This window comes from Sphingobacterium sp. BS-2 (assembly GCF_046161205.1).
GTDB classification, from domain to species: Bacteria; Bacteroidota; Bacteroidia; order Sphingobacteriales; family Sphingobacteriaceae; genus Sphingobacterium; species Sphingobacterium mizutaii.
The window spans coordinates 29,509-48,421 of record NZ_JBIXGO010000020.1; the positions used below are offsets into that span (position 1 = coordinate 29,509).

The 18,913-nt window shown below is 36.0% G+C and carries 20 protein-coding genes; 8 read left to right on the forward strand and 12 right to left on the reverse strand.

Annotated elements, in window-relative coordinates; translation table 11 throughout:
• The first annotated feature begins 7 nt into the window (after positions 1 to 7).
• The 4 genes from ACK2WI_RS15130 (at position 8) to ACK2WI_RS15145 (ending at position 2,318) form a co-directional block, all read left to right on the forward strand.
• On the forward strand, positions 8 to 514 hold the full coding sequence (locus ACK2WI_RS15130) for a hypothetical protein (RefSeq protein WP_312696269.1): 507 nt from the start codon (positions 8 to 10) through the stop codon (positions 512 to 514).
• A 184-nt stretch (positions 515 to 698) separates the two neighbouring features.
• Positions 699 to 1,148, forward strand: coding sequence for a hypothetical protein (locus ACK2WI_RS15135; protein ID WP_312696268.1), 450 nt, complete (start codon positions 699 to 701; stop codon positions 1,146 to 1,148).
• A gap of 247 nt (positions 1,149 to 1,395) precedes the next feature.
• Positions 1,396 to 1,887 (forward strand): BON domain-containing protein, encoded by a 492-nt coding sequence (locus ACK2WI_RS15140; protein WP_093096304.1) that lies wholly within the window; start codon positions 1,396 to 1,398, stop codon positions 1,885 to 1,887.
• Between the two features lie 8 nt (positions 1,888 to 1,895).
• Positions 1,896 to 2,318: an SH3 domain-containing protein gene (locus tag ACK2WI_RS15145; protein ID WP_409151516.1), complete on the forward strand. Its 423-nt coding sequence runs from the start codon at positions 1,896 to 1,898 to the stop codon at positions 2,316 to 2,318.
• A gap of 71 nt (positions 2,319 to 2,389) precedes the next feature.
• On the opposite strand, the gene ACK2WI_RS15150 is transcribed toward ACK2WI_RS15145, so the two are convergent.
• From ACK2WI_RS15150 to ACK2WI_RS15165, 4 genes are all read right to left on the reverse strand, one after another.
• Positions 2,390 to 3,397 (reverse strand): YCF48-related protein, encoded by a 1,008-nt coding sequence (locus ACK2WI_RS15150; protein ID WP_312696267.1) that lies wholly within the window; start codon positions 3,395 to 3,397, stop codon positions 2,390 to 2,392.
• A 1-nt stretch (position 3,398) separates the two neighbouring features.
• Positions 3,399 to 4,061, reverse strand: a complete 663-nt coding sequence (locus ACK2WI_RS15155; RefSeq protein WP_312696266.1) for a YceH family protein — start codon at positions 4,059 to 4,061, stop codon at positions 3,399 to 3,401.
• Positions 4,062 to 4,238: 177 nt separating this feature from the next.
• Positions 4,239 to 4,484 carry a hypothetical protein gene (locus tag ACK2WI_RS15160; RefSeq protein ID WP_093096312.1) on the reverse strand — a complete coding sequence of 82 codons (246 nt, stop codon included), beginning with the start codon at positions 4,482 to 4,484 and terminating at the stop codon, positions 4,239 to 4,241.
• Positions 4,485 to 4,833: 349 nt separating this feature from the next.
• A complete protein-coding gene (locus tag ACK2WI_RS15165; RefSeq protein ID WP_312696265.1) occupies positions 4,834 to 5,511 on the reverse strand; it encodes an Ig-like domain-containing protein in 678 nt (225 codons plus the stop codon).
• 139 nt (positions 5,512 to 5,650) lie between these two features.
• Here ACK2WI_RS15165 and ACK2WI_RS15170 point away from each other — a divergent pair, with 139 nt between their 5' ends.
• Positions 5,651 to 6,094: a hypothetical protein gene (locus tag ACK2WI_RS15170; protein ID WP_312696264.1), complete on the forward strand. Its 444-nt coding sequence runs from the start codon at positions 5,651 to 5,653 to the stop codon at positions 6,092 to 6,094.
• A gap of 61 nt (positions 6,095 to 6,155) precedes the next feature.
• Here ACK2WI_RS15170 and ACK2WI_RS15175 read toward each other — a convergent pair whose 3' ends face one another.
• Complete coding sequence (locus ACK2WI_RS15175; protein ID WP_312696263.1) at positions 6,156 to 7,331, reverse strand: basic secretory protein-like protein; 1,176 nt, start codon at positions 7,329 to 7,331, stop codon at positions 6,156 to 6,158.
• A gap of 388 nt (positions 7,332 to 7,719) precedes the next feature.
• Between ACK2WI_RS15175 and ACK2WI_RS15180 the strand changes: the two genes are divergently transcribed.
• Positions 7,720 to 8,154 carry a hypothetical protein gene (locus ACK2WI_RS15180; protein ID WP_312696262.1) on the forward strand — a complete coding sequence of 145 codons (435 nt, stop codon included), beginning with the start codon at positions 7,720 to 7,722 and terminating at the stop codon, positions 8,152 to 8,154.
• A gap of 66 nt (positions 8,155 to 8,220) precedes the next feature.
• On the opposite strand, the gene ACK2WI_RS15185 is transcribed toward ACK2WI_RS15180, so the two are convergent.
• Positions 8,221 to 8,934 (reverse strand): hypothetical protein, encoded by a 714-nt coding sequence (locus tag ACK2WI_RS15185; RefSeq protein ID WP_409151517.1) that lies wholly within the window; start codon positions 8,932 to 8,934, stop codon positions 8,221 to 8,223.
• Between the two features lie 243 nt (positions 8,935 to 9,177).
• Between ACK2WI_RS15185 and ACK2WI_RS15190 the strand changes: the two genes are divergently transcribed.
• A complete protein-coding gene (locus ACK2WI_RS15190) occupies positions 9,178 to 11,226 on the forward strand; it encodes a heavy metal translocating P-type ATPase (RefSeq protein WP_312696259.1) in 2,049 nt (682 codons plus the stop codon).
• Positions 11,227 to 11,284: 58 nt separating this feature from the next.
• Here the strand turns inward: ACK2WI_RS15190 and ACK2WI_RS15195 are convergent, their stop codons facing one another.
• The 4 genes from ACK2WI_RS15195 to ACK2WI_RS15210 all read right to left on the reverse strand — a co-directional run bounded on the left by ACK2WI_RS15195 (position 11,285) and on the right by ACK2WI_RS15210 (position 15,316).
• On the reverse strand, positions 11,285 to 12,100 hold the full coding sequence (locus tag ACK2WI_RS15195) for a hypothetical protein (RefSeq protein WP_312696258.1): 816 nt from the start codon (positions 12,098 to 12,100) through the stop codon (positions 11,285 to 11,287).
• Between the two features lie 105 nt (positions 12,101 to 12,205).
• A complete protein-coding gene (locus tag ACK2WI_RS15200) occupies positions 12,206 to 13,741 on the reverse strand; it encodes a hypothetical protein (protein WP_312696257.1) in 1,536 nt (511 codons plus the stop codon).
• On the reverse strand, positions 13,742 to 14,812 hold the full coding sequence (locus ACK2WI_RS15205) for an HlyD family secretion protein (RefSeq protein WP_312696256.1): 1,071 nt from the start codon (positions 14,810 to 14,812) through the stop codon (positions 13,742 to 13,744).
• A gap of 66 nt (positions 14,813 to 14,878) precedes the next feature.
• The gene (locus ACK2WI_RS15210; RefSeq protein ID WP_312696255.1) at positions 14,879 to 15,316 is read right to left on the reverse strand and encodes a MarR family transcriptional regulator; all 438 of its coding nucleotides are present in this window, start codon (positions 15,314 to 15,316) and stop codon (positions 14,879 to 14,881) included.
• A 122-nt stretch (positions 15,317 to 15,438) separates the two neighbouring features.
• On the opposite strand from ACK2WI_RS15210, the gene ACK2WI_RS15215 reads away from it, so the two are divergent.
• Entirely contained in the window at positions 15,439 to 16,206 is a 768-nt protein-coding gene (locus ACK2WI_RS15215) for a DUF3050 domain-containing protein (RefSeq protein ID WP_312696254.1), read from the forward strand.
• A 49-nt stretch (positions 16,207 to 16,255) separates the two neighbouring features.
• Here the strand turns inward: ACK2WI_RS15215 and ACK2WI_RS15220 are convergent, their stop codons facing one another.
• Both ACK2WI_RS15220 and ACK2WI_RS15225 read right to left on the reverse strand, forming a co-directional pair.
• Positions 16,256 to 17,029 carry a DUF4382 domain-containing protein gene (locus ACK2WI_RS15220; RefSeq protein ID WP_312696253.1) on the reverse strand — a complete coding sequence of 258 codons (774 nt, stop codon included), beginning with the start codon at positions 17,027 to 17,029 and terminating at the stop codon, positions 16,256 to 16,258.
• A 75-nt stretch (positions 17,030 to 17,104) separates the two neighbouring features.
• Positions 17,105 to 18,901, reverse strand: coding sequence for a glycoside hydrolase family 15 protein (locus ACK2WI_RS15225; protein ID WP_409151518.1), 1,797 nt, complete (start codon positions 18,899 to 18,901; stop codon positions 17,105 to 17,107).
• Positions 18,902 to 18,913: the final 12 nt, after the last annotated feature.

An 18,913-nucleotide genomic window follows, 5' to 3' on the forward strand; every position in this document is an offset into this window, starting at 1 on the left:
AAGAAACATGAAAAAAATCGCAGTTTTAGCAGCAGTTGCATGTGCACTTTCATTATCGGCATGTAACAATAACTCATCAATGGACAAAAACAATGATGGAGATACTTCAATCGGAGAGAAATTGGATCACTCTATTGAAACAACAGGAGAATCAATTGATGAAATGAAAGCGAATGCAGATGCTGAGCTAGCAAAAGCAGAAGAAAATGTAAAGAAAGCACAAGCTGATTTAGATGCTGCAGTAAAAAGTGGTGATAAAAAAGCAGAAGAAGCTGCTCAAAAAGCATTAGATGATGCAAAATCAGCATGGGAAAAAACAAAAGATGCAGCTAGGAAAGCTGGTGACAAAATTGAAGAGGGTGTAAACAACGCAGTAGATGCGACTAAAGAAGCAGGCCAAAAAACTGGTGAAGCTATCGATAATACTGCTGAAAAAGTAGGTGATAAAACGAAAGAATTATCTGAAGACGCTAAAAGAAAAGCAGAAAACGTTAAAAAAGCTTTAGAAAACTAATAAAATCCATTTATAAAAATGGTTATTAAGTTTTTAATTGAAAGCGCCAATAATATTGGCGCTTTTTTATTTTTTCCGAATCCTGAAACAAAGCCGGTTAAATAGAGGTTTTTAGACCTTTCCTTTAAGAAATCCTTATTGAATTCCTATTTATTGCTGTATATTGGTGGTTTAACATTTAATAATGGATTGGAATAAAGAAGAAGTTGTAGGATATTGTTTAGAGAAATGCAGAAATAGGGTACAAGAGATTCAATCTGCTATGGATTCCGCTCAAGATGCCATCCTTAATGATACTAAAAGTAGTATGGGTGATAAGTATGAGACTTCAAGGGAAATGGCCCAACAGGAGATTAGCCGCTTACAAAATCAATTGAAACAGGCTGAAATAGATTTAGATAAAATAAATAACCTTGATCTGAATTCTTCCGAATTGGTTAGGATGGGTAGTATAGTTCAAACAGATCAATTCGATTATTTTATTGCTATTTCAATTGGAGCTGTAAAAATTAAGGAGAAGACCATCATGATTATTTCTAAAGAATCCCCGATTGGGAATTTATTGTTTGGCAAAAAAGAAAAGGAGACGGTTCAATTCAATAATAAAACAATAACCATACAAAAGATCTATTAAAATATCTTTGCAATTTAGATTTAACGAGCTTCAAGCTCGTTTTTTTATGTTTTAATATTTAAATCCTTGTTACAAAACGTATTTAAGAAGGCGAGACCTTCTTTCTATTTGTTATTCTAAGAGTCATTTGATTGACGAATTTGTATAGATTGAATTACAATAAATGAAAAAAATATTTGTCAAAACTTTTTGGGATTAATTTTTGTTTAGCTTTAAGTATTATTTACCAATAAAAACAAGGTGATTTATGAATTTAAAAAAAATCTTAACTATTGCATTGGTGTCCGGAACCCTGATGACCGGAACAATTGCTTGTAAGTCCAAAATATCGGACGCCGACTTGAAAGCAAAGGTAGAAACTGCTGTTCAAGCTAATCCTGGAATAACCGTTGATGTTAAAGATGGAGTTGTAACTCTAAATGGAACGGCAAATTCAGAAGATGAGAAAGTTCAGATTGAAAATGCCGCTAAAGCTGCAGACAGCAAAGCTGTAAAATCTGTTCAAAACAATATCGTAGTGAATACGATGCCTCCTGTTGAAATCAATACCAATGATGCAGACTTAACCTCAAAAGTGGCCGAATTTACCAAAGACTTCCCTTCCGTAAAAACCGCAGTAGCTGATGGTGTGATTACTGTAACTGGTGAATTGGAACAAGCTCGTGTTCAAGCCTTGAAAATGGGATTGGATGCTTTGAATCCAAAGAAAGTAGACATGAGTGGTTTAACTGTTAAATAGAAAAAAATATGAGTTTACAATCGAAATATCAAGTATTAATTGATACTGCAAAGGCTTCAGGAATGACTGATTTAGCAATTGCAGAACAAGACGGTGTTTTACATATCCAAGGTACAGCGCCTAGCGCAGATGTGAAAAATAAACTGTGGGATATTTACAACCAGATTGATCCTAACTTTTTAACTGGCGATGTTGTTATGAATGTTGATGTTTCAACTGCCGTTGCGGGATCACAAGTTCGCGTTATTACCGAAAGCAGTAATTTAAATATCCGTAAAGGCCCAGGAACAGATCAACCAATTGTAGGTAAAGCGGGTAAAGATGAAATCATTAATTTGATCAGTCGCGCTAATGATCAGTGGTGGTTAGTGAGAACTAAAGATGGTGAAGAAGGATATTGCTATGCGCAATATTTAGAGCCAGTGAGCTAAGATTATTCTTTGCATATATAAAAAGCCCGTTATTTTCGTAACGGGCTTTTTGCTTCTGAAAAAAATATCTTTTATAAACTCAATTGGACTACATTGCCATTGCTTCCAGCCAAATAAATTAATTTTTTATTGGATGAAACAGCAATTACATTGAAACTTTCAGTTGAGATGTTCTTCCAAGTTTTACCTGAATCATAGGAAATGTCAGTGCCTGAAGTTCCAGTAGCGATGAGGGTTTCAGGAGAGATATACTTAACTGATGATCGATATCCATGAACTGGTATTTCTGGCTTATCCCAAGATAAACCCCCATTATGAGTTAGAAGAATGTTGTTGCTATTGTCCTTATCCGAAGTGTAATTGCCACCAACGACAACACCTACTCGTTCATTGAGGAAGTCAATGGAAAAGATTCCTGTACTAGCTGCACCAGACCAAATCGGAACATCTTGCACATCAAGCTTCCGCTCTTTCTCGCTTCTTTTCATTAAACTGGAGTATGTACCGCCTGTACCGATATATAACCAATCATTGATAACCTGTAGGGAAGACCCACTTGCCGCAAATGCAGCTTCACCAGGTTCAGCAAATAGATGGATTTCTTCGGTTACATCGGTCCAGCTTTTTCCTTTATTGCTGCTCTTTAATAACTGAAATTGGCCTTCTATTGGATCTCCTAAAACATAGCCAGTTTTGCCACTGAAATCCATTCCATCTAAAAATATAGCTGGATCTTCATTTTTATAGGTCTCTATCCATGTTTTTCCACCATCGTTGGTATATAAGATAACTGCAGGAGCCCCAGCGCTTACTATAACTACTTCCTTTGTGCTGAATACTTCAATGTCCCTGAAGTCAAATTTTTCATATCCCTTCGGCGAGACCCATTCCCAAGTTTTCCCCGAATCCATGGATTTTCCTACAGTCCCATTGCTTCCGCTCACCCATACTACCTTATTTTTATACGTCTCCAAGCCCCTAAAACTCGCTTTATTGCCAGAAGTAAGGGTTTGAAAGGATTGAGAATATGACTGAAGTGCAAATAAACAAGCAACGGATAACAGAAAATATCTTTTCATTTTATGATAGTTGTTTCATTAATTCATCAAATTCAGCTCGAAGGGTGTTTAACTGTTCTTCAAGTTGTGAGACCTTTTCCTCCAATTGCGTTATTGCAGCATTACTGGAATTGCTTGAGCTTGATGGTGCCTCATCCTCATAAAATTCCTCATCAAATTCCGCAAATAGATGGATATATCGTACTTCCTTTTGGCCAGCACGTTTTGATAATTGTTTAATATATAAAGGTTCTGAAACACTCAATTTCTGAAGAAGCTCTTGTACTTCATCTAGATTATCAAATTCATATAAACGACCGGAATTGCTGTTGATTTCACCAGCGGTTAAAGGACCACGCAAGAAAAGGAGACAAATTATGGCCAGTTCTTGAGGCAACAGCGGAAATTGTATGGCCAGGTTATGTTTATATTTGGTTACTCGGCTTCCACCGCCCACAACAGTAGAAATTAATCCTTTTTTCTTTAACCCATCCAAAACTTGGATAACTTGGTTTTCATCATATTGTACGACAGGTTTCCTCGAGCTTTTCTGATTACAAGCGGTTAAAAGCCCATTCAACGTCATGGGATAATATTCTGGAGTCGTCTTTGATTTTTCTAACAAAGATCCTAGTACTCTAATCTCTTCTGGGCTTAAAACTGGTAATGATTTATTTTCTTCCATACTATTTTCATGATGTGCAACTAAATATACAGATTAATACAGGAAAGGGAAGAGGTTTAGGACAATTCTTGAGCTATCCAAAGGATATTAAATGAAAAAGGAAGAACAAACTATTGATTTCAATAGCCTGTTCTTCCTCTTAATTACTGATGTTATTTTGTAGAAAGGTTTATTGCTTTATTCTACGTCCATAAACTGAGCGATTTCTTCTCTGATTTCAGACGGTAACATCATATAAATTTCTTTTTTCAAAGTGACTTGTTCTCCCTGAATGGTTGAGATTTTGCCGTCATAGCTAATAATTGACTCAAAACCACCTATTAACCATTTCCCATCTTTCTCTAGATAGTCCCGATGTTTTTCATCTAATTTCTTAAGTTCCTTAATAATTTCTTCGCTATTAAAGTTTTGGTTCTTTACCATATTGAAAAATCCTTTTTAAGTTGATTATTATTGGAAAAGGGAAAATATCAGCAAAACACTATTCTCCATTATTCAAAAAATTATCAAAAGTTAAACAACTACGGATACGCTTATGAAAATATTGTGCCAATTATGTAGAATGTTTATTAAAAAATTTACAAATAATCAGTGGTTAACATTGCGCTAACAAGATGATCTAAAAATTAACTTTAATGAATTCACTTTTGAATTTTGTTTAATTTTTTAATAGTGCGAAATCCAATAAAATGTACAGTCTTAATAATTGACGATAAATTGTATCTTATTAATAACAGATTTTCAAAGAAATTATTGCATGAAAATGAGTCAATTAGAATTTTTTCTTTTCCTCATACACTGCATATCTTCCATTCAATTGATTCTTTGTTGAAACAGCTATTATAATTTTACGTTTTTGATCCGTAAAATAATAGTCATCCTTTTCTGTCCCTATGGCTTCGTATCGTTCATGAAAAAAGGAAAGGATATAATCCATGTCAGTGGAAGGATTATTCTTAAATCTTACAATGGCATAGGAACATTTTCCATTCTGAAACACATAATACAAGGATTCCACATAAGGAGAATCGGGTTCAAATGCCATAGCAGGACCTGAATCATTCAATAATTCTCTTCTTTCTAAATCCTTAATCTTTTCCTTTGAGGAACCAAAGCTTAATACAGGTTCTGGGATATCGGTGACTTTTGGAACAACGGTGATCTCTACCGTGGACTTTTTTCCGTCCTTCGTCGCATTAATTTTTACTTTTCCTATATGATGGGCCGTGAAGAGCCCATCTTCATCGATGGTCCCAATAAATTTGTTCGAACTTTTCCATTTGGTGTTTTTATCAGCAGATTTTAACTGAATGGTTTCACCAACATATAATTTTGAAGATTGGTTTTCCTTTTCTATATCATCAATTAGCAAGTCCTTTTTAACACATGAACTCAGGAAAATAGGGAAGAGGATGATGAAAATTACTTTAAAATACTGTTGTCTAGCCATAGCCTTATGTTTTTGTTTGCTAATAAGGTACTGGCTTAAAATTAACCAATAGTTAAAATAATAATAATTAATGCTTTCTCTGATGGATTCCTTATTTTAGAAGTATTCACGAAAATGGAAAACATAATATTTTGATAATATGATGAAAGAAAATGAAAAGATACTCAATCTTATTCAGGTGCTGATGAACAACAAAATGTTGTCTGATTTCTTAAAAGAATACGATTATTCTGTTAATTTATTTGGTTTAAAAATATCAGATTCAAGACATTATTTTTTGAGATTATCCCAACCCAAAGATGAAATAATATTATGGTTGCAGGAAGAGTATATCCCTAAGTTGGACCATACCGGCAATTGGATTCAATATCCCCCAATCGAAAATGCACGGGTTGAACGAATTGAAGCTTCAACCAAATACATTCCCACTGATCTTGCCTATGATGAATTCAAAAATAACCTACTGCAATTTTTTGAACAACTGAAAGGATACCAAGCCAATCACCTGAAGAATGTTGATCTTGATAAATTAAACCAGAGCATTGATGATCTGATTGCAGAAATAAAATCATTAGGAAACTAAAAATGGGTTTACAGCATAAAAAATGAGCTATCTTAAATAGCCCATTTTTATTTGATTGCAACTATAGCGCTGGATTCTTTGCATATTCATTCCAGACATCTTGTATGTTTTTTCCAAGAGACTGTATAAAGAAATCATTGTAATTTGTGCCCTTAATTAAAGCATTATTCAATTCCTTAACAAAATTCTTGTTCTTATGGGTTTCAATCCACAATAAAAATCTACCGGTAATACCATAACTTCCGTCGTAATTGTGTTCAGGTTTATATTCTTGCAGGGTCCAAGGATCGGGATTATCAATACCATAGTGATACCTCACATTGTCCGCAATGCCCTCTACTAGCCAACTTGGAACAGATCCCTTATAATCCTGTTGGATATGGTGCATCGTTTCATGCACGACTACATCCCCATCTTTCGGATTTCCTTCCATATAGTTAAACCCAAAGACAACCACTTCTCCCCATGCATAAGCCGCACCTTCATAGGTTGGATCAATGATAAAGTATATTTTCTTCTTGGCGTTAGGATTGAAATCGGCAATAAGCTTTGGATAAACAGTAAAATACGTATTCATCAATCGTTCCTGATACTCTAATTGGGCTTTGCTTGAATGATTAATAAAAACCAATGAAACCCCATTTTTGGTCAAGCTATCAATTTTTTGCAAAGGCTCTTGCTTTTGGCTGGATGGAGGCATCTGAATCAACCTAAATTCTGAAGCCTGGAACATGTTATCATTATACAGCTTAGAAATTGACCATTTGTAATGCGTGAATTTTTCCTCATTCTTAAAAAAGAAGCTGTAGGTATTCCTTCTCTTTCTAAATTGCATTCCCATGCGGCTGTCTAGCTCTTTCCAAGTTTGACCATCATTGGAGCCATAAAACTTCCAATCCATTGGATCACGACCGTCAAAATCATTACCAGTCGTAAAATCATACCCAGCGATTAGCTTTGCGGTATCAAACTGGAAAGTAATGTCTAACGTTTTGAAATTTTTTGCAAGGTACTTAGTTGTGGTATCCCCATCGGTTAATTTGACAGAGCCTTCGGGGCCATTTGCTCCATCTTGATTTTCAATACTTACGCTTACTCGGGCTTCCCGCGTAACGTCTTTAATTTCAATTTTTTCTAATTCAGGATCCGGTTGATCAAGGAAACTGTCTTTGCTACAGCTGCTATAGATTATTGCACAAAAAAGGGCCAAAATCAAGCTTTGTAGTCTGGTTTTCATATTCAGCATATAATTTTAAGTTTAGTTTATATTTAAGTTAGTAATTACTGCTATGTTAAATTAACGCTAAATCAAGTAAATTCTTATACCTGCCTTAAGCTAAATCGCGTTAGCTGTAAATATATTTTCTTAAATATGCTGTCTATATTAATTAAGGGGCTTTTTTAGTAAAAAACAATGTTTCTTCCTATTACTTGATAGCAAAAATGCTAAAGCTAGTTTAGCGATTGTTATTTAGATTAAAAGTCCATTTTTGAGCCAAATTCCTTGATATCGTGCATTTGCAAGCAAATAGCTACAAATAATTTTTAAGTAGCATAGAGGACCTCCAAATATTAAATTGTTATTAATTTTTGTTCTACTTTTGAGCATAATGATATTATAAGGTATGAAAAAGTTAAGTATATTATTGTTTTTTGCTGTATTATTTATCTCTTGTGAAAAGGACAACGGGGTTGTTCCTGAGAAATTAAAAGAAGAGGTATTGACCGATCTAAAAGGTAAGGTATTTACAGCTTATGAAGCGCAGGTGTATTCTGAAAGCACTGGTACAGTAGCAGTGGAACCTGATCAAGGTTTCTTTACTAAAATGGAATTCGTTGGAAGTGTGATAGAAATGACAAGTGCTAATGGATCAAAATCTAGATATGGTTTTGAAATCAACAATGCAAACAGAGGTAGCACTGAATTGCCTGATATCTTTACTTTGGCAATGAAATCTAACTACAAAAACTTTTACATCTATTTAAGTAGAGATTATTCAAATGCTACAGTAACTTTAACTGATGGCAATAAAAGCTATGGTGTAAGCTTAATGAAATAAATATAAAATACTTACTGAACAACATAAAGATGCCCGATTCTCAAATGATCGGGCATTTTGTTTTTCTTAAAATTCCCAACCTACAAATCGCTGGCTGAGCTTATCCTTCTCGAAGACCCATACTACATGGTTTGCACATGCACCATCGCCAATCTCTTGCACGGCTAAATAAACCTTTCCAACCTTATAATATTCAAAATTATTTGTAGCCGAAAGAATTCCCAGATATAGTTTTGAAGGTATAACTAGCTTTTTGCCATTAATCTTTGCTTCGGCCTTATAAATCTCTTCTTTCGGTATGCCACAATCCCCTAAATAATAATAGATCTCGTTGATGGATTTGATGGAAGTAGCACTTTCATCCTGATAAACTATCTTTTTATCATTAAGGCTAAAATCCCTCGATACATATTGAATCGAAAATTCATCCTTACTTGGTTTTTCAAGTTTATTTACCGCTGTTAACTGCGATTTATGAATATATCCCGTCTTTAGTGAATTCTCATCGCTAATCTCCACAATCGAAAAAGGTAAGTTTTCATAATATAGAATCTTGATCCATTGCTCTTTTTCCAGATCTTGGTCCTCAACCTGATCAACCAAAACAATTGTATTGTTTTTCAATTGATCCAAAACCTTACTCTTCGCATTGGAATCATTCCTCACATTAGAATATCCCTCCTTACTCTGTATGAGATAGGGTTGTGCCAATGATATCAATGGATTTAAGGATAATAGCAACAAAAGCAAAAGCCCATTATATAATTGATAGTATTTCATAAATTTTCATCCATATTTTTTTGATGATGCAATTTATTATTAATGGAATTAGGTAAGGAATAAATCATATATACATTTTGTTTACATCATTAATAAAAGACTGTTAAAACAAATTATTAGTTAATATCGTTGATAAACTAAGCTTTTAGATTTAAATAGGTTAAATTTAGAAGAGGATAAATATTTATGGATCACAAACATATTTTCGATAAAGACGGGATTTGCGAAATCTGCAGCCAAACTATGAAAGTTTATAAGAAGGCCAATGCTGATGACTTACTGAAACAAACCAAAAATCATCGAAGTCATCAAGGTACTCTTAATGAAAAGTTAGATCAGGAACATATAGAGGACGAAGATCATAATCACGACCATGATCATGGACATGATCATTCTCATGCCAGCGATGCTAGTGTATTTGAACTCTTTAAACCTGCTATCATCAGTTTTGCCTTTTTGATCTCTGGTATTTTGTTCGATTATGTGTTTCATTTCCCTTGGTTTCAAGGTTGGTTAAGACTGGTTTGGTATCTGGCGGCTTATTTGCCAGTAGGTTACCCTGTTTTGAAAGATGCCCTAAAAAGTATTTCAAGAGGTAACTTTTTCTCCGAATTCTTTCTTATGGGCATTGCAACCATTGGTGCCTTCGCTATTGGTGAATATCCGGAGGGGGTTGCTGTGATGCTATTCTATTCGGTTGGTGAAGCTTTTCAAACCATGGCTGTTTCCAGAGCCAAAGCCAATATCAAATCCTTATTAGATCAAAGACCTGATGAGGCCACTGTACTTAGAAATGGAATACCTGAATTGATCAAAGCTGAATTAGTGCAAGTAGGGGATATTGTCCAATTAAAACCAGGTGAAAAACTAGCGCTAGATGGGAAGTTGTTGACCGAATCAGGCTCCTTCAATACCGCAGCCCTGACTGGAGAAAGTAAACCTGATTCTAAAATCAAAGGTGATCCTGTGCTCGCTGGAATGATCAATCTTCAAAAGCTGTCTGAAGTTGAAATCACCTCGGTATATGAAGACAGTAAACTGAGTAAAATCCTTGAAATGGTGCAGCACGCCAGTACACAAAAAGCACCTACAGAACTGTTCATTTCAAAATTTGCCAAGATTTATACCCCGATTGTCGTATTTCTTGCGATTGGCATCGTATTAATTCCCTATTTCTTTGTCGCTGATTATGTCTTCCAAGATTGGCTTTATAGAGCTTTGATCTTTTTGGTGGTATCCTGTCCCTGTGCCCTCGTTATCTCGATCCCCCTTGGTTATTTTGGCGGGATTGGAGCCGCTAGCAGGCATGGAATCTTGGTCAAAGGAGGGAATTTCCTAGATACTTTAGCCGCTGTTAGGCATGTGGTCATGGATAAAACCGGCACCATGACTGAAGGCGTTTTTAAAGTCAATGAGGTCAAGTTTGATCCTTCAGCGGACCAAGCGCAGATTTTAGATTATGTGAATGAAATTGAAAGCAAAAGTACCCACCCCGTAGCCACAGCCATACATGAGTACGTGGGCGACGTGAAAGGCCATCTTAACTTAAACCAGGTTGAAGAAATCGCTGGACATGGATTGAAAGCCAATATCGAGGGGAAAGAGGTTTTGGTTGGGAATTTCAAATTACTTGACCAACATCAAGTCGCTTATCCCCATGCCGATAAGGAAATCGTTTATACCACCATCGCGGTTGCAGTTGACCGTAAATATATAGGCTATATCACGATTGCCGATAAAATTAAGGAAGGTGCCGGTGAAACCATTCGGGCACTGCACGCTGAAGGTATTAAAGTAACCATGTTAAGTGGTGATAAAACAACAGTCGTAAATGAGGTTGCAAAACTCCTAAAGATTGACTCAGCTTATGGGGATCTTTTGCCCGAAGATAAGGTTGAAAAATTAAAAGAAGTCAAAGCGACTGATAAGATCGTAGCATTTGTTGGTGATGGGGTAAATGATGCACCGGTTGTTGCATTAAGTGATGTTGGGATAGCAATGGGAGGCTTAGGATCGGATGCGACCATCGAAACCGCGGATGTGGTAATCCAGGATGACCGGCCTATCAAGATTCCTATGTCCATAAAGATTGGTAGAAAAACCAAGAAAATTGTATGGCAGAATATAGGTTTGGCCTTTGCAGTCAAAGCCATAGTCCTGATTTTAGGGGCTGGAGGGATAGCGACGATGTGGGAGGCCGTTTTTGCCGATGTCGGCGTGGCATTACTAGCTATCCTAAATGCTGTACGGATCCAACGAACAGATTTTAACAAAGATTTTAATAAAAAATAATGAAAAAGGGAACAAGCATCTGCAAATGTTCCCTTTTCTATTTTAGTTATTAATATCATTATTTATCTTTTGCATGATCGTGATGGTGAAGGTCCTTTCCAAAGTTTGGATCAAATTGGTTACTAATTACTAAGTTCAGACCCTGATTGTTTTTTATTTTATAGTTATTGGTATATATATCATAATCAATATTGAATGTAGAATTACCATCTTCTATGATTGAAGAGTTCGAATTCCAGATTCCTCGCTTAGTGGATATGACCTTTCCATTTGAATAAGTAGCCATCCATACGTAATTTTTTTGCTTCTTTATCTCAGCCACATTATTTTGGTTATCCTTGATTTCGAAACCAGATTTTATTTTCCCAATGGTTAATTGATAACCTGATTTTGTATTTAACTCGGTTAAATTAGACAACCAATCAAGGGTTAGATAATACACTTCACCAGCTTCATCCCGGATGACCATTTGGTTTAATGACTCTTTGAAACTTGACATGGTATTTCCATCAGAATCACGGAAATAAGATGTGCCATCACTCTCAATTTCAATTTCTGCCTCATTACCTTCAAGATCTCTCAAGCCCATGACATTATAATAGCGATTAGTTATTTTCAGGAAATTACTGTGTGAAAATCCAAAATATCCATCTTCTGATAAAAGCATCATCATACCTATGATCCCATTATTGGTATTGGAATAAATCCGCTTGAACGGAAATTCCATTAATTTATGTTGTACAACACGATCAAAGATGACGTTGTTCCTATAATAAACAGAAGAATCGAGCTGTTGATCGTCTTCAAGCTCTTGACCTTTAGAAATTAAAGAGAACATAACAAATAGCATAGTGATGAGAATGGAGTTTTTCATAATACAGAAGGATTGATTTGGTATACGTCTTACATTTTAATTCAATAAATAAACTTGTTTTAGTATGGACTGGGACCGAGAACTAAAGTTTAACTGAAAATAAATTTAAGACATAGGGGTCGCTTGGATCAATTCTTTATCATTTTTCTTTGTTCCCCAGTTAAAAATATGTCTAACTGTTGAAGAATGGTAGGGGATTATGGCTATCATGATTATTACCAATATGTTAATAAGGCATAGGTAAAGATATAGATCATGTAAGCCCAAAAGATTGGCCTGTTTCTGGAAGTTTAACAATACGGTTCGATCTACTTTTTCTCCAGTTTCCATGATTTCGGCCAATCGAGTTTGATGGGTAAATTGCAACTTATTGAACCAATTACTGATTACGCTGGACCAAAAGACAGTGACAAAAAATGTCCTGACTAAGAGGAACATGACAATGCTCTGTAAAAAATCCTTTCCATTCACATTCCCAGCCAAGTAAACCGCCGTGGAAATAAAAGAAATAATAACCGCCATTCCCCTTAATATAATTGGCAGAATTAAGTAGGATAAGGGTGTATTGATATTAATTAAATTATATAATAAACTATTGGATGCTAGATAGAAAGAAGCAGAAATTAAAAAGATGGCTTTGCATTTTTTGGTTTGCTTGAAATATAGGTATACCAAAATACTTCCCAAGAAATATCCAATTATGACATAAGCGTTAATTTCAGCTTGCTTGGTCGGATTAGATGGCAATAAAACATTCATCAAATTACTCAGCAAACTGGTATTGGAATAAAAAATCCCCAAGATAAAGACGGTAAATAGGGTCAAAAATGTGGCTTTATTGCTGATTACGGAAAAACTGATGATTTTTCTCTTCTTTTTGTAATTCCGATTAAAGAATAAAATAAAAAGAACGATACTCAATACTATTCCCATGATTATGCTCTTGCTCAACAACCAATTGTTTTGTAAGCCATAGCTTGCAACAAAGGAAAAACAGAGTAAACTGGAGGCCAATAAGATGGTTCCTAACCAGTCGTATTGAAATAAGGGGACCTTTTTAATATGCTGTGTTTTGAAACAGATAATGACAACCAGAAGCGAAATGAAAAGCATCATAGTCTGGAAATAATAGCCAAATTCCCAATGTTGCCTAGCTAGGTATGCAGCAATCAATCCCCCTATAATAGGGAAGATCAAGTTCATCGGATAGTAAATGGCATACATCTGGTATCTTTCTCCTGTAGGCATCAAAAAGGGCATAAGCTCTGATATTAATGCCATGGTCAAGATGATTTTCACACAACCAAATAAAAACATCAACATCACATTAATTAAAGGGGCATGGTTTAGGGCCAAACCTAGGTTGATGAACATTAAAATGATCAAACAGAAAATGATCAATCTTTTCTTGGGCATAAAAATGGTCAACCTAAAGATCAAAGAGATCGAACAGACCATTCCTGCACAATAGGCATACATAGCCATGGATAAGTCCGCGGAATTTGCCGCTTGATCAGAAATGATATATGTATAAATGCTACTGGGTATTCCGCTACAAAAGGATAAAGAAACTGCAATTAACAGTAGGATGCTCAATTTAAACTTTTGGGGAATCCAATCCCTAAATAAACTATTGCTCATCTATATCGAATTTACCACCACATTTAGCCCCACCATCAATTTCTTTAAATCCTCCACCTTATTGTCCTTTGAAAATTCTATCCTTACCGGTATCCGTTGTTGTACCTTTACAAAATTCCCCGTGCTGTTATCAACTGGAATGCTGGAATACTTAGAGCCCGTAGCTTCAGAAATGGCCTTAATTTCACCCGTAAAAACCACATTCGGAATGGCATCTACTGAAAGTTTCACCTTTTTCCCTAAGGCAATCTGTTTCATCTGATTTTCCGCATAATTGGCTGTAACCCATTTTTGTTGGTCTCTAACAATATTGAACAGTTGTTGACCCGCTTGAACCAATTGCCCTTCTTCTAAAGTGACCCTGCCTAATATCCCATCATAGGGAGCAACAACCACCGTATAAGATAAATTGAGCTTAGCCAGATCAAGTGCAGCTCTTGCCCTTAAAATCGCAGCTTCATTGATCCCTGTTTTCCTGCTGGTTTCTTGTGTTGTCAGATGAGAGCTTACCCTCTGCGCAGATAATGCCTTATATTTTGCTTTTAGGGATTCATAGTCCGTTTTTACCTGTTCAAATTGATAAACTGCAATAGCATCCTTGTCCATGAGATCCTTGAAGCGTTTATAATTGACTTCGGCATTTTCCAATCGAGTCTTCAATTCCTCGATATTGGCTTCTGCTATATTTTGACTGTTCCGGGCAATTTCAACCTCTGTCTGCACTACTGAATTTCCTGCCTTAGCGTCGGCTAAAGCCGCCAAGGCATTTTCCACCTGAATCTTATACTCGTCATTTTCAAGGATCACTAAAGTATCTCCCTTATGAACAGTTTGATGTTCCTGAAAACGGATATCCTTTATATATCCAGTTACTTTAGTGCTAACTGGATTGATATGTCCATCAACCTGTGCATCCTCAGTGAACACACTGTTGTTTAATTGTAGGTAGCTGAGTAATCCCCAACCTATAGCAGCCAAAATAATCAGTACAGAAAGGATATTGACACTGTAAATTTTAATCCTTCTGTTTCTTTCCTTTTGACTGATTACTTTATTTGATTCTGTGCTCATTTATTGTTTCCTATATTTTATTATTGCTAAATTAGTTTGATATTGAACTATTATTTCAAAAAAACACTATTCAATAGCGCTTTTTATTAATCTCAATTGATTGCTGATCTCCGAAATATCCTTGATTTGAGAATTCTTGATGATTTTTTCATACAACTCTTTTTGAACCGGTTCCAAATGCGATTGGTATTTCCAACCTTTCTCAGTCAACACAATTTTATTGTTTCTCCTATCGGTAGGGTCGGGGATCCTTTGGACCAAATCCCTTTTGCAAAGATTATCAATCAATGGGGTCACACTTGCTTTACTTTTTTGGACTTCATCCGCAATATCTTGCTGGTTTAACTCTTTCTCTCGCCAAAGGACAGCCAATACCTGGACCATTTCGTAAGTGACATCCAATTCTAATTCCTTAACTTTCTGAAAGTAAAACTGTTTAATCACGACCCTTAAGGAAATGATATCTCTGATTAATTGCTGGACTACTTTATGTTCCTTTGCCATTTTCTAATAATTTGCACAAAGTTAAACATAAGATAGTTAAACATCAAACTAATTATTGTAAGGATTATGCAATTTATTGCTTTAATGGAGTAAAAAATATGCGCTATTCCTACCTTTGGGCCATGAAAAATAATGTTCAAGCAATCAACGAGTATATCCAAGCCGAAAGAAATCATCTCCTAAACCATGAATTATACCATAAAATTCAAAAGGTTAAAGACTTACAGAAATTTACAGAGGGTCATGTTTATGCAGTCTGGGACTTTATGTCCCTATTGAAAGCATTGCAGATCAAATTAACCTGTACCACGATTCCATGGTTCGCCAGCCCATCACCCGTAACCCGGTATTTGATCAATGAAATTGTTCTTGCTGAAGAATCCGATGAATATATTGATGGCCAAAGATTGAGCCATTTCGAGATGTATATTGACGCCATGAAAGGGATAGGGGCGGATGTGAATCCTATATTAGAGCTGATCCAAAACCTGCAAGCTGGAATTAAGATTAAAGATGCTTTAGATAATAGTCAATTGGACTCGAGGATTCAAGATTTTTTAAAATTCACTTTTGATACCATTGAAGCTGGAGAAACCCACAAAATTGCTTCAGCATTTACTTTCGGTAGAGAAGATCTGATTCCAGATATGTTTACCTCTATATTAACCTCTTTAAAGGAGCAATTTCCAGAATCAGATTTGAAAAAGATTGAATATTATTTTCAGCGACATATAGAATTGGATGGCGATGAACATGGACCATTAGCCATGAAAATGATCTATGAATTAGCCGATAATGATGAAGCGAAATGGAAAGAGATGGCTGAGGTTGCTAAATTAGCTTTGCAATATAGAATTGGTTTATGGGATGCTATTGCTGATTCCATATAGCATTAAAAAAGGGATAACGTTTGAGTTATCCCTTTTTTTTAGTTTTTCCTTACTTTTCTTCTAATTGAATGACCCCCAAGTTTTTTGTTTCTCCTGTAGTTACCACAACATTATTGATGGTATCTGCTTTGAAATTCTCATTTGTTGGTTCAATTACAAGCTTGTAAGTTCCTTGCATAAGCCCTGGGAAATAGAATTTACCTGTTGGACCGGCCAATGTACCTAAGGTATCAGTGCCTTGAATAGCAAATACATGTGGCATAGCAGAAATAGGAGAAATTTCCCCAGTTAATGCTCCGGATACGGCAACCGGAATTGCACGGATCACTGGTTTCAACATATATTTACCATTTCCAGTTTGATGGATAGATTTTGAAGCATCAAAATCCAAGGCTAGAGTATAAGCCACATGAGGAATCAAATCATCTTGAACTTTGATTTTTACGCCTGAGGTTTGACCACTTGGCGTCGTCAATTTCTCCCTTACACCATCAACCACGATATAATTATCATCGTCCAAAACCAATCTTACTTCCTGAAGACGCCCTGAAGGAACATCATGCTCAGCAAGCAACATATAATCACCTTCGCGATAGTGTAAGATATCAAAAGGTTCGATGTCAACATCTATAACCTCACGACCACCTTCGGTAATAACTTCAATATGATCGATATCTAAGATAATCTGATCATAATACGCTGGTGCATCTGTAATTTTAATCGTTACTGGTGTTGTACCATCTGTTGTTTTCGAGTCATCAGTACTGCAACTCGATAAGCTTAAGGCAACCATAGCTACCGATAATCCAAGTAATGCTTTCATAGTAATTTTCGTTATTTCATTATTTTTAGCAAAACCTGTACCATTTTAACTATAGATGTATTTATTGTTAAATAATTATACTAGAAATATGGGCTTATCCAGTTTTACCGCTATTCGATAAGCCGCATTCATCAATCCCACATGGCTATAGGCCTGCGGGAAATTACCCCACTGACTACCATCTTCTTCATTTACATCCTCGGAGAATAGCTTTAAGGCATTTCCATAGGAGAGTAGCTCTTCAAAAGTTTGTTGGGCTTCCTCTAGTCGACCCACGCAAGCCAAAGCCTCCACATACCAGAATGCACAAACTAAAAAGGTTGTTTTTGGTTTACCAAAATCATCTTGGTGCAGATACCTATAAAATAGGCCATTCTTGCCTTTTAATTCTGCCTCAACAGCTTCCAGATGCTTTTTAGCGCGTTCTGAACTCGGGTCTAGATAGTTCATTAAGATCAATTGTAAAGTACTGGCATCCAAATTAGATCCCTCATCAGAATTTCGATACACCTGTTTTACTGGATCATAACATTTCTCAATATACTCTGCAGCTTTATCCATTAAAGTCTTAGCTTGTTCCTCGATGTCTTTATAATTGTTCTGCTGCGCAATTTTTAGAGCAGCCGAAGCACCAGCCCATTGAAAAAGATTAGAATATGCATGGTGGTTGGCTATATTCCTAAATTCCCAAATGCCGGCATCTTTTTCATCAATGGTCATCTGGATCTTCTCCAATATATATTTCAACCAACTCTTAGCATCTTTTCTTTCATCCTGTGGGAATCGATAATCGGTATAGAGCGGTAACATGGCGATCATGGCTTGACCATAAACATCATTTTGAATATGCTCATAGGCTTGGTTTCCAATCCTAACTGGTTTATTTCCTCGGTATCCATCTAAGTAGTCCAGCGTCGTTTCGGTTAATACCTTACGACCTAATATACCATACAAGGGTTGTAACCTCCCGGAATCCGATTGAGTAATATTGGTAATGTAATTTGCAAATTCTTCCAGCTCATCAAATTTACCGATGTGGCTCAATGCGGTCAGCACATAGTAACTATCCCGGACCCAACAATAGCGATAATCCCAATTCCTTCCCGAACCTGGCGACTCCGGTAAACTCGTGGTACTGGAAGCAATGATGGCACCGGTGTCTTCGTACTGGTGCAACTTCAATACTAAAGCTGAACGAATGATATGATCTTGATAGAAATTCGGAATATTGGCTTTTTTTGTCCAACGTCGCCAATATATCTTCGTTTTTATCAAGAATTCCTCTGCAGTTTGTTGCAAGGGAGCCTCAAAAGTATTTCCATAAGACAGGATCATATATTTCTTGTCAGAAAGAAGAAAGTTGCTTTTCTCCTGATCAAAGAAATGACTGATTGGAATATTGGTGGTCAATCTCATGTGCTCTTCCGCATGCTGAAAATGAATGTGATTGCTACCCCTGGATCTTTGGTAATCATCTTTGCCGTAATTGGCTTTCGGATTACAATTTACCCTTACAGATGGATTTCCATAGAGTGGTTCAACGATACGTATCAACATGAGTGGCTTATAGTACCGATCATACTGTACAAATCTTGGTGCAAAGTCTATAACGCGGAAACCCGAGTGCTCTCCGTTGACTTCGGTAACCAATATATTGGTATTCTCTAAATAATATTGATTGGAGGTAATATGACTGTCGTCTAGTTTAATATTAAATTCTCCACCTTTTTCGGTATCTAATAAACATCCAAAAACAAAACTATCTTCAAATGTTGGCCAACAAAGCCAATTGATGTTTGTGCTTTTGTGCACATGCGCTATAAAGTTGCAATTCCCAATAATACCACTATTATAAAGGTGTTTTTTATTCATATATTTTAATTT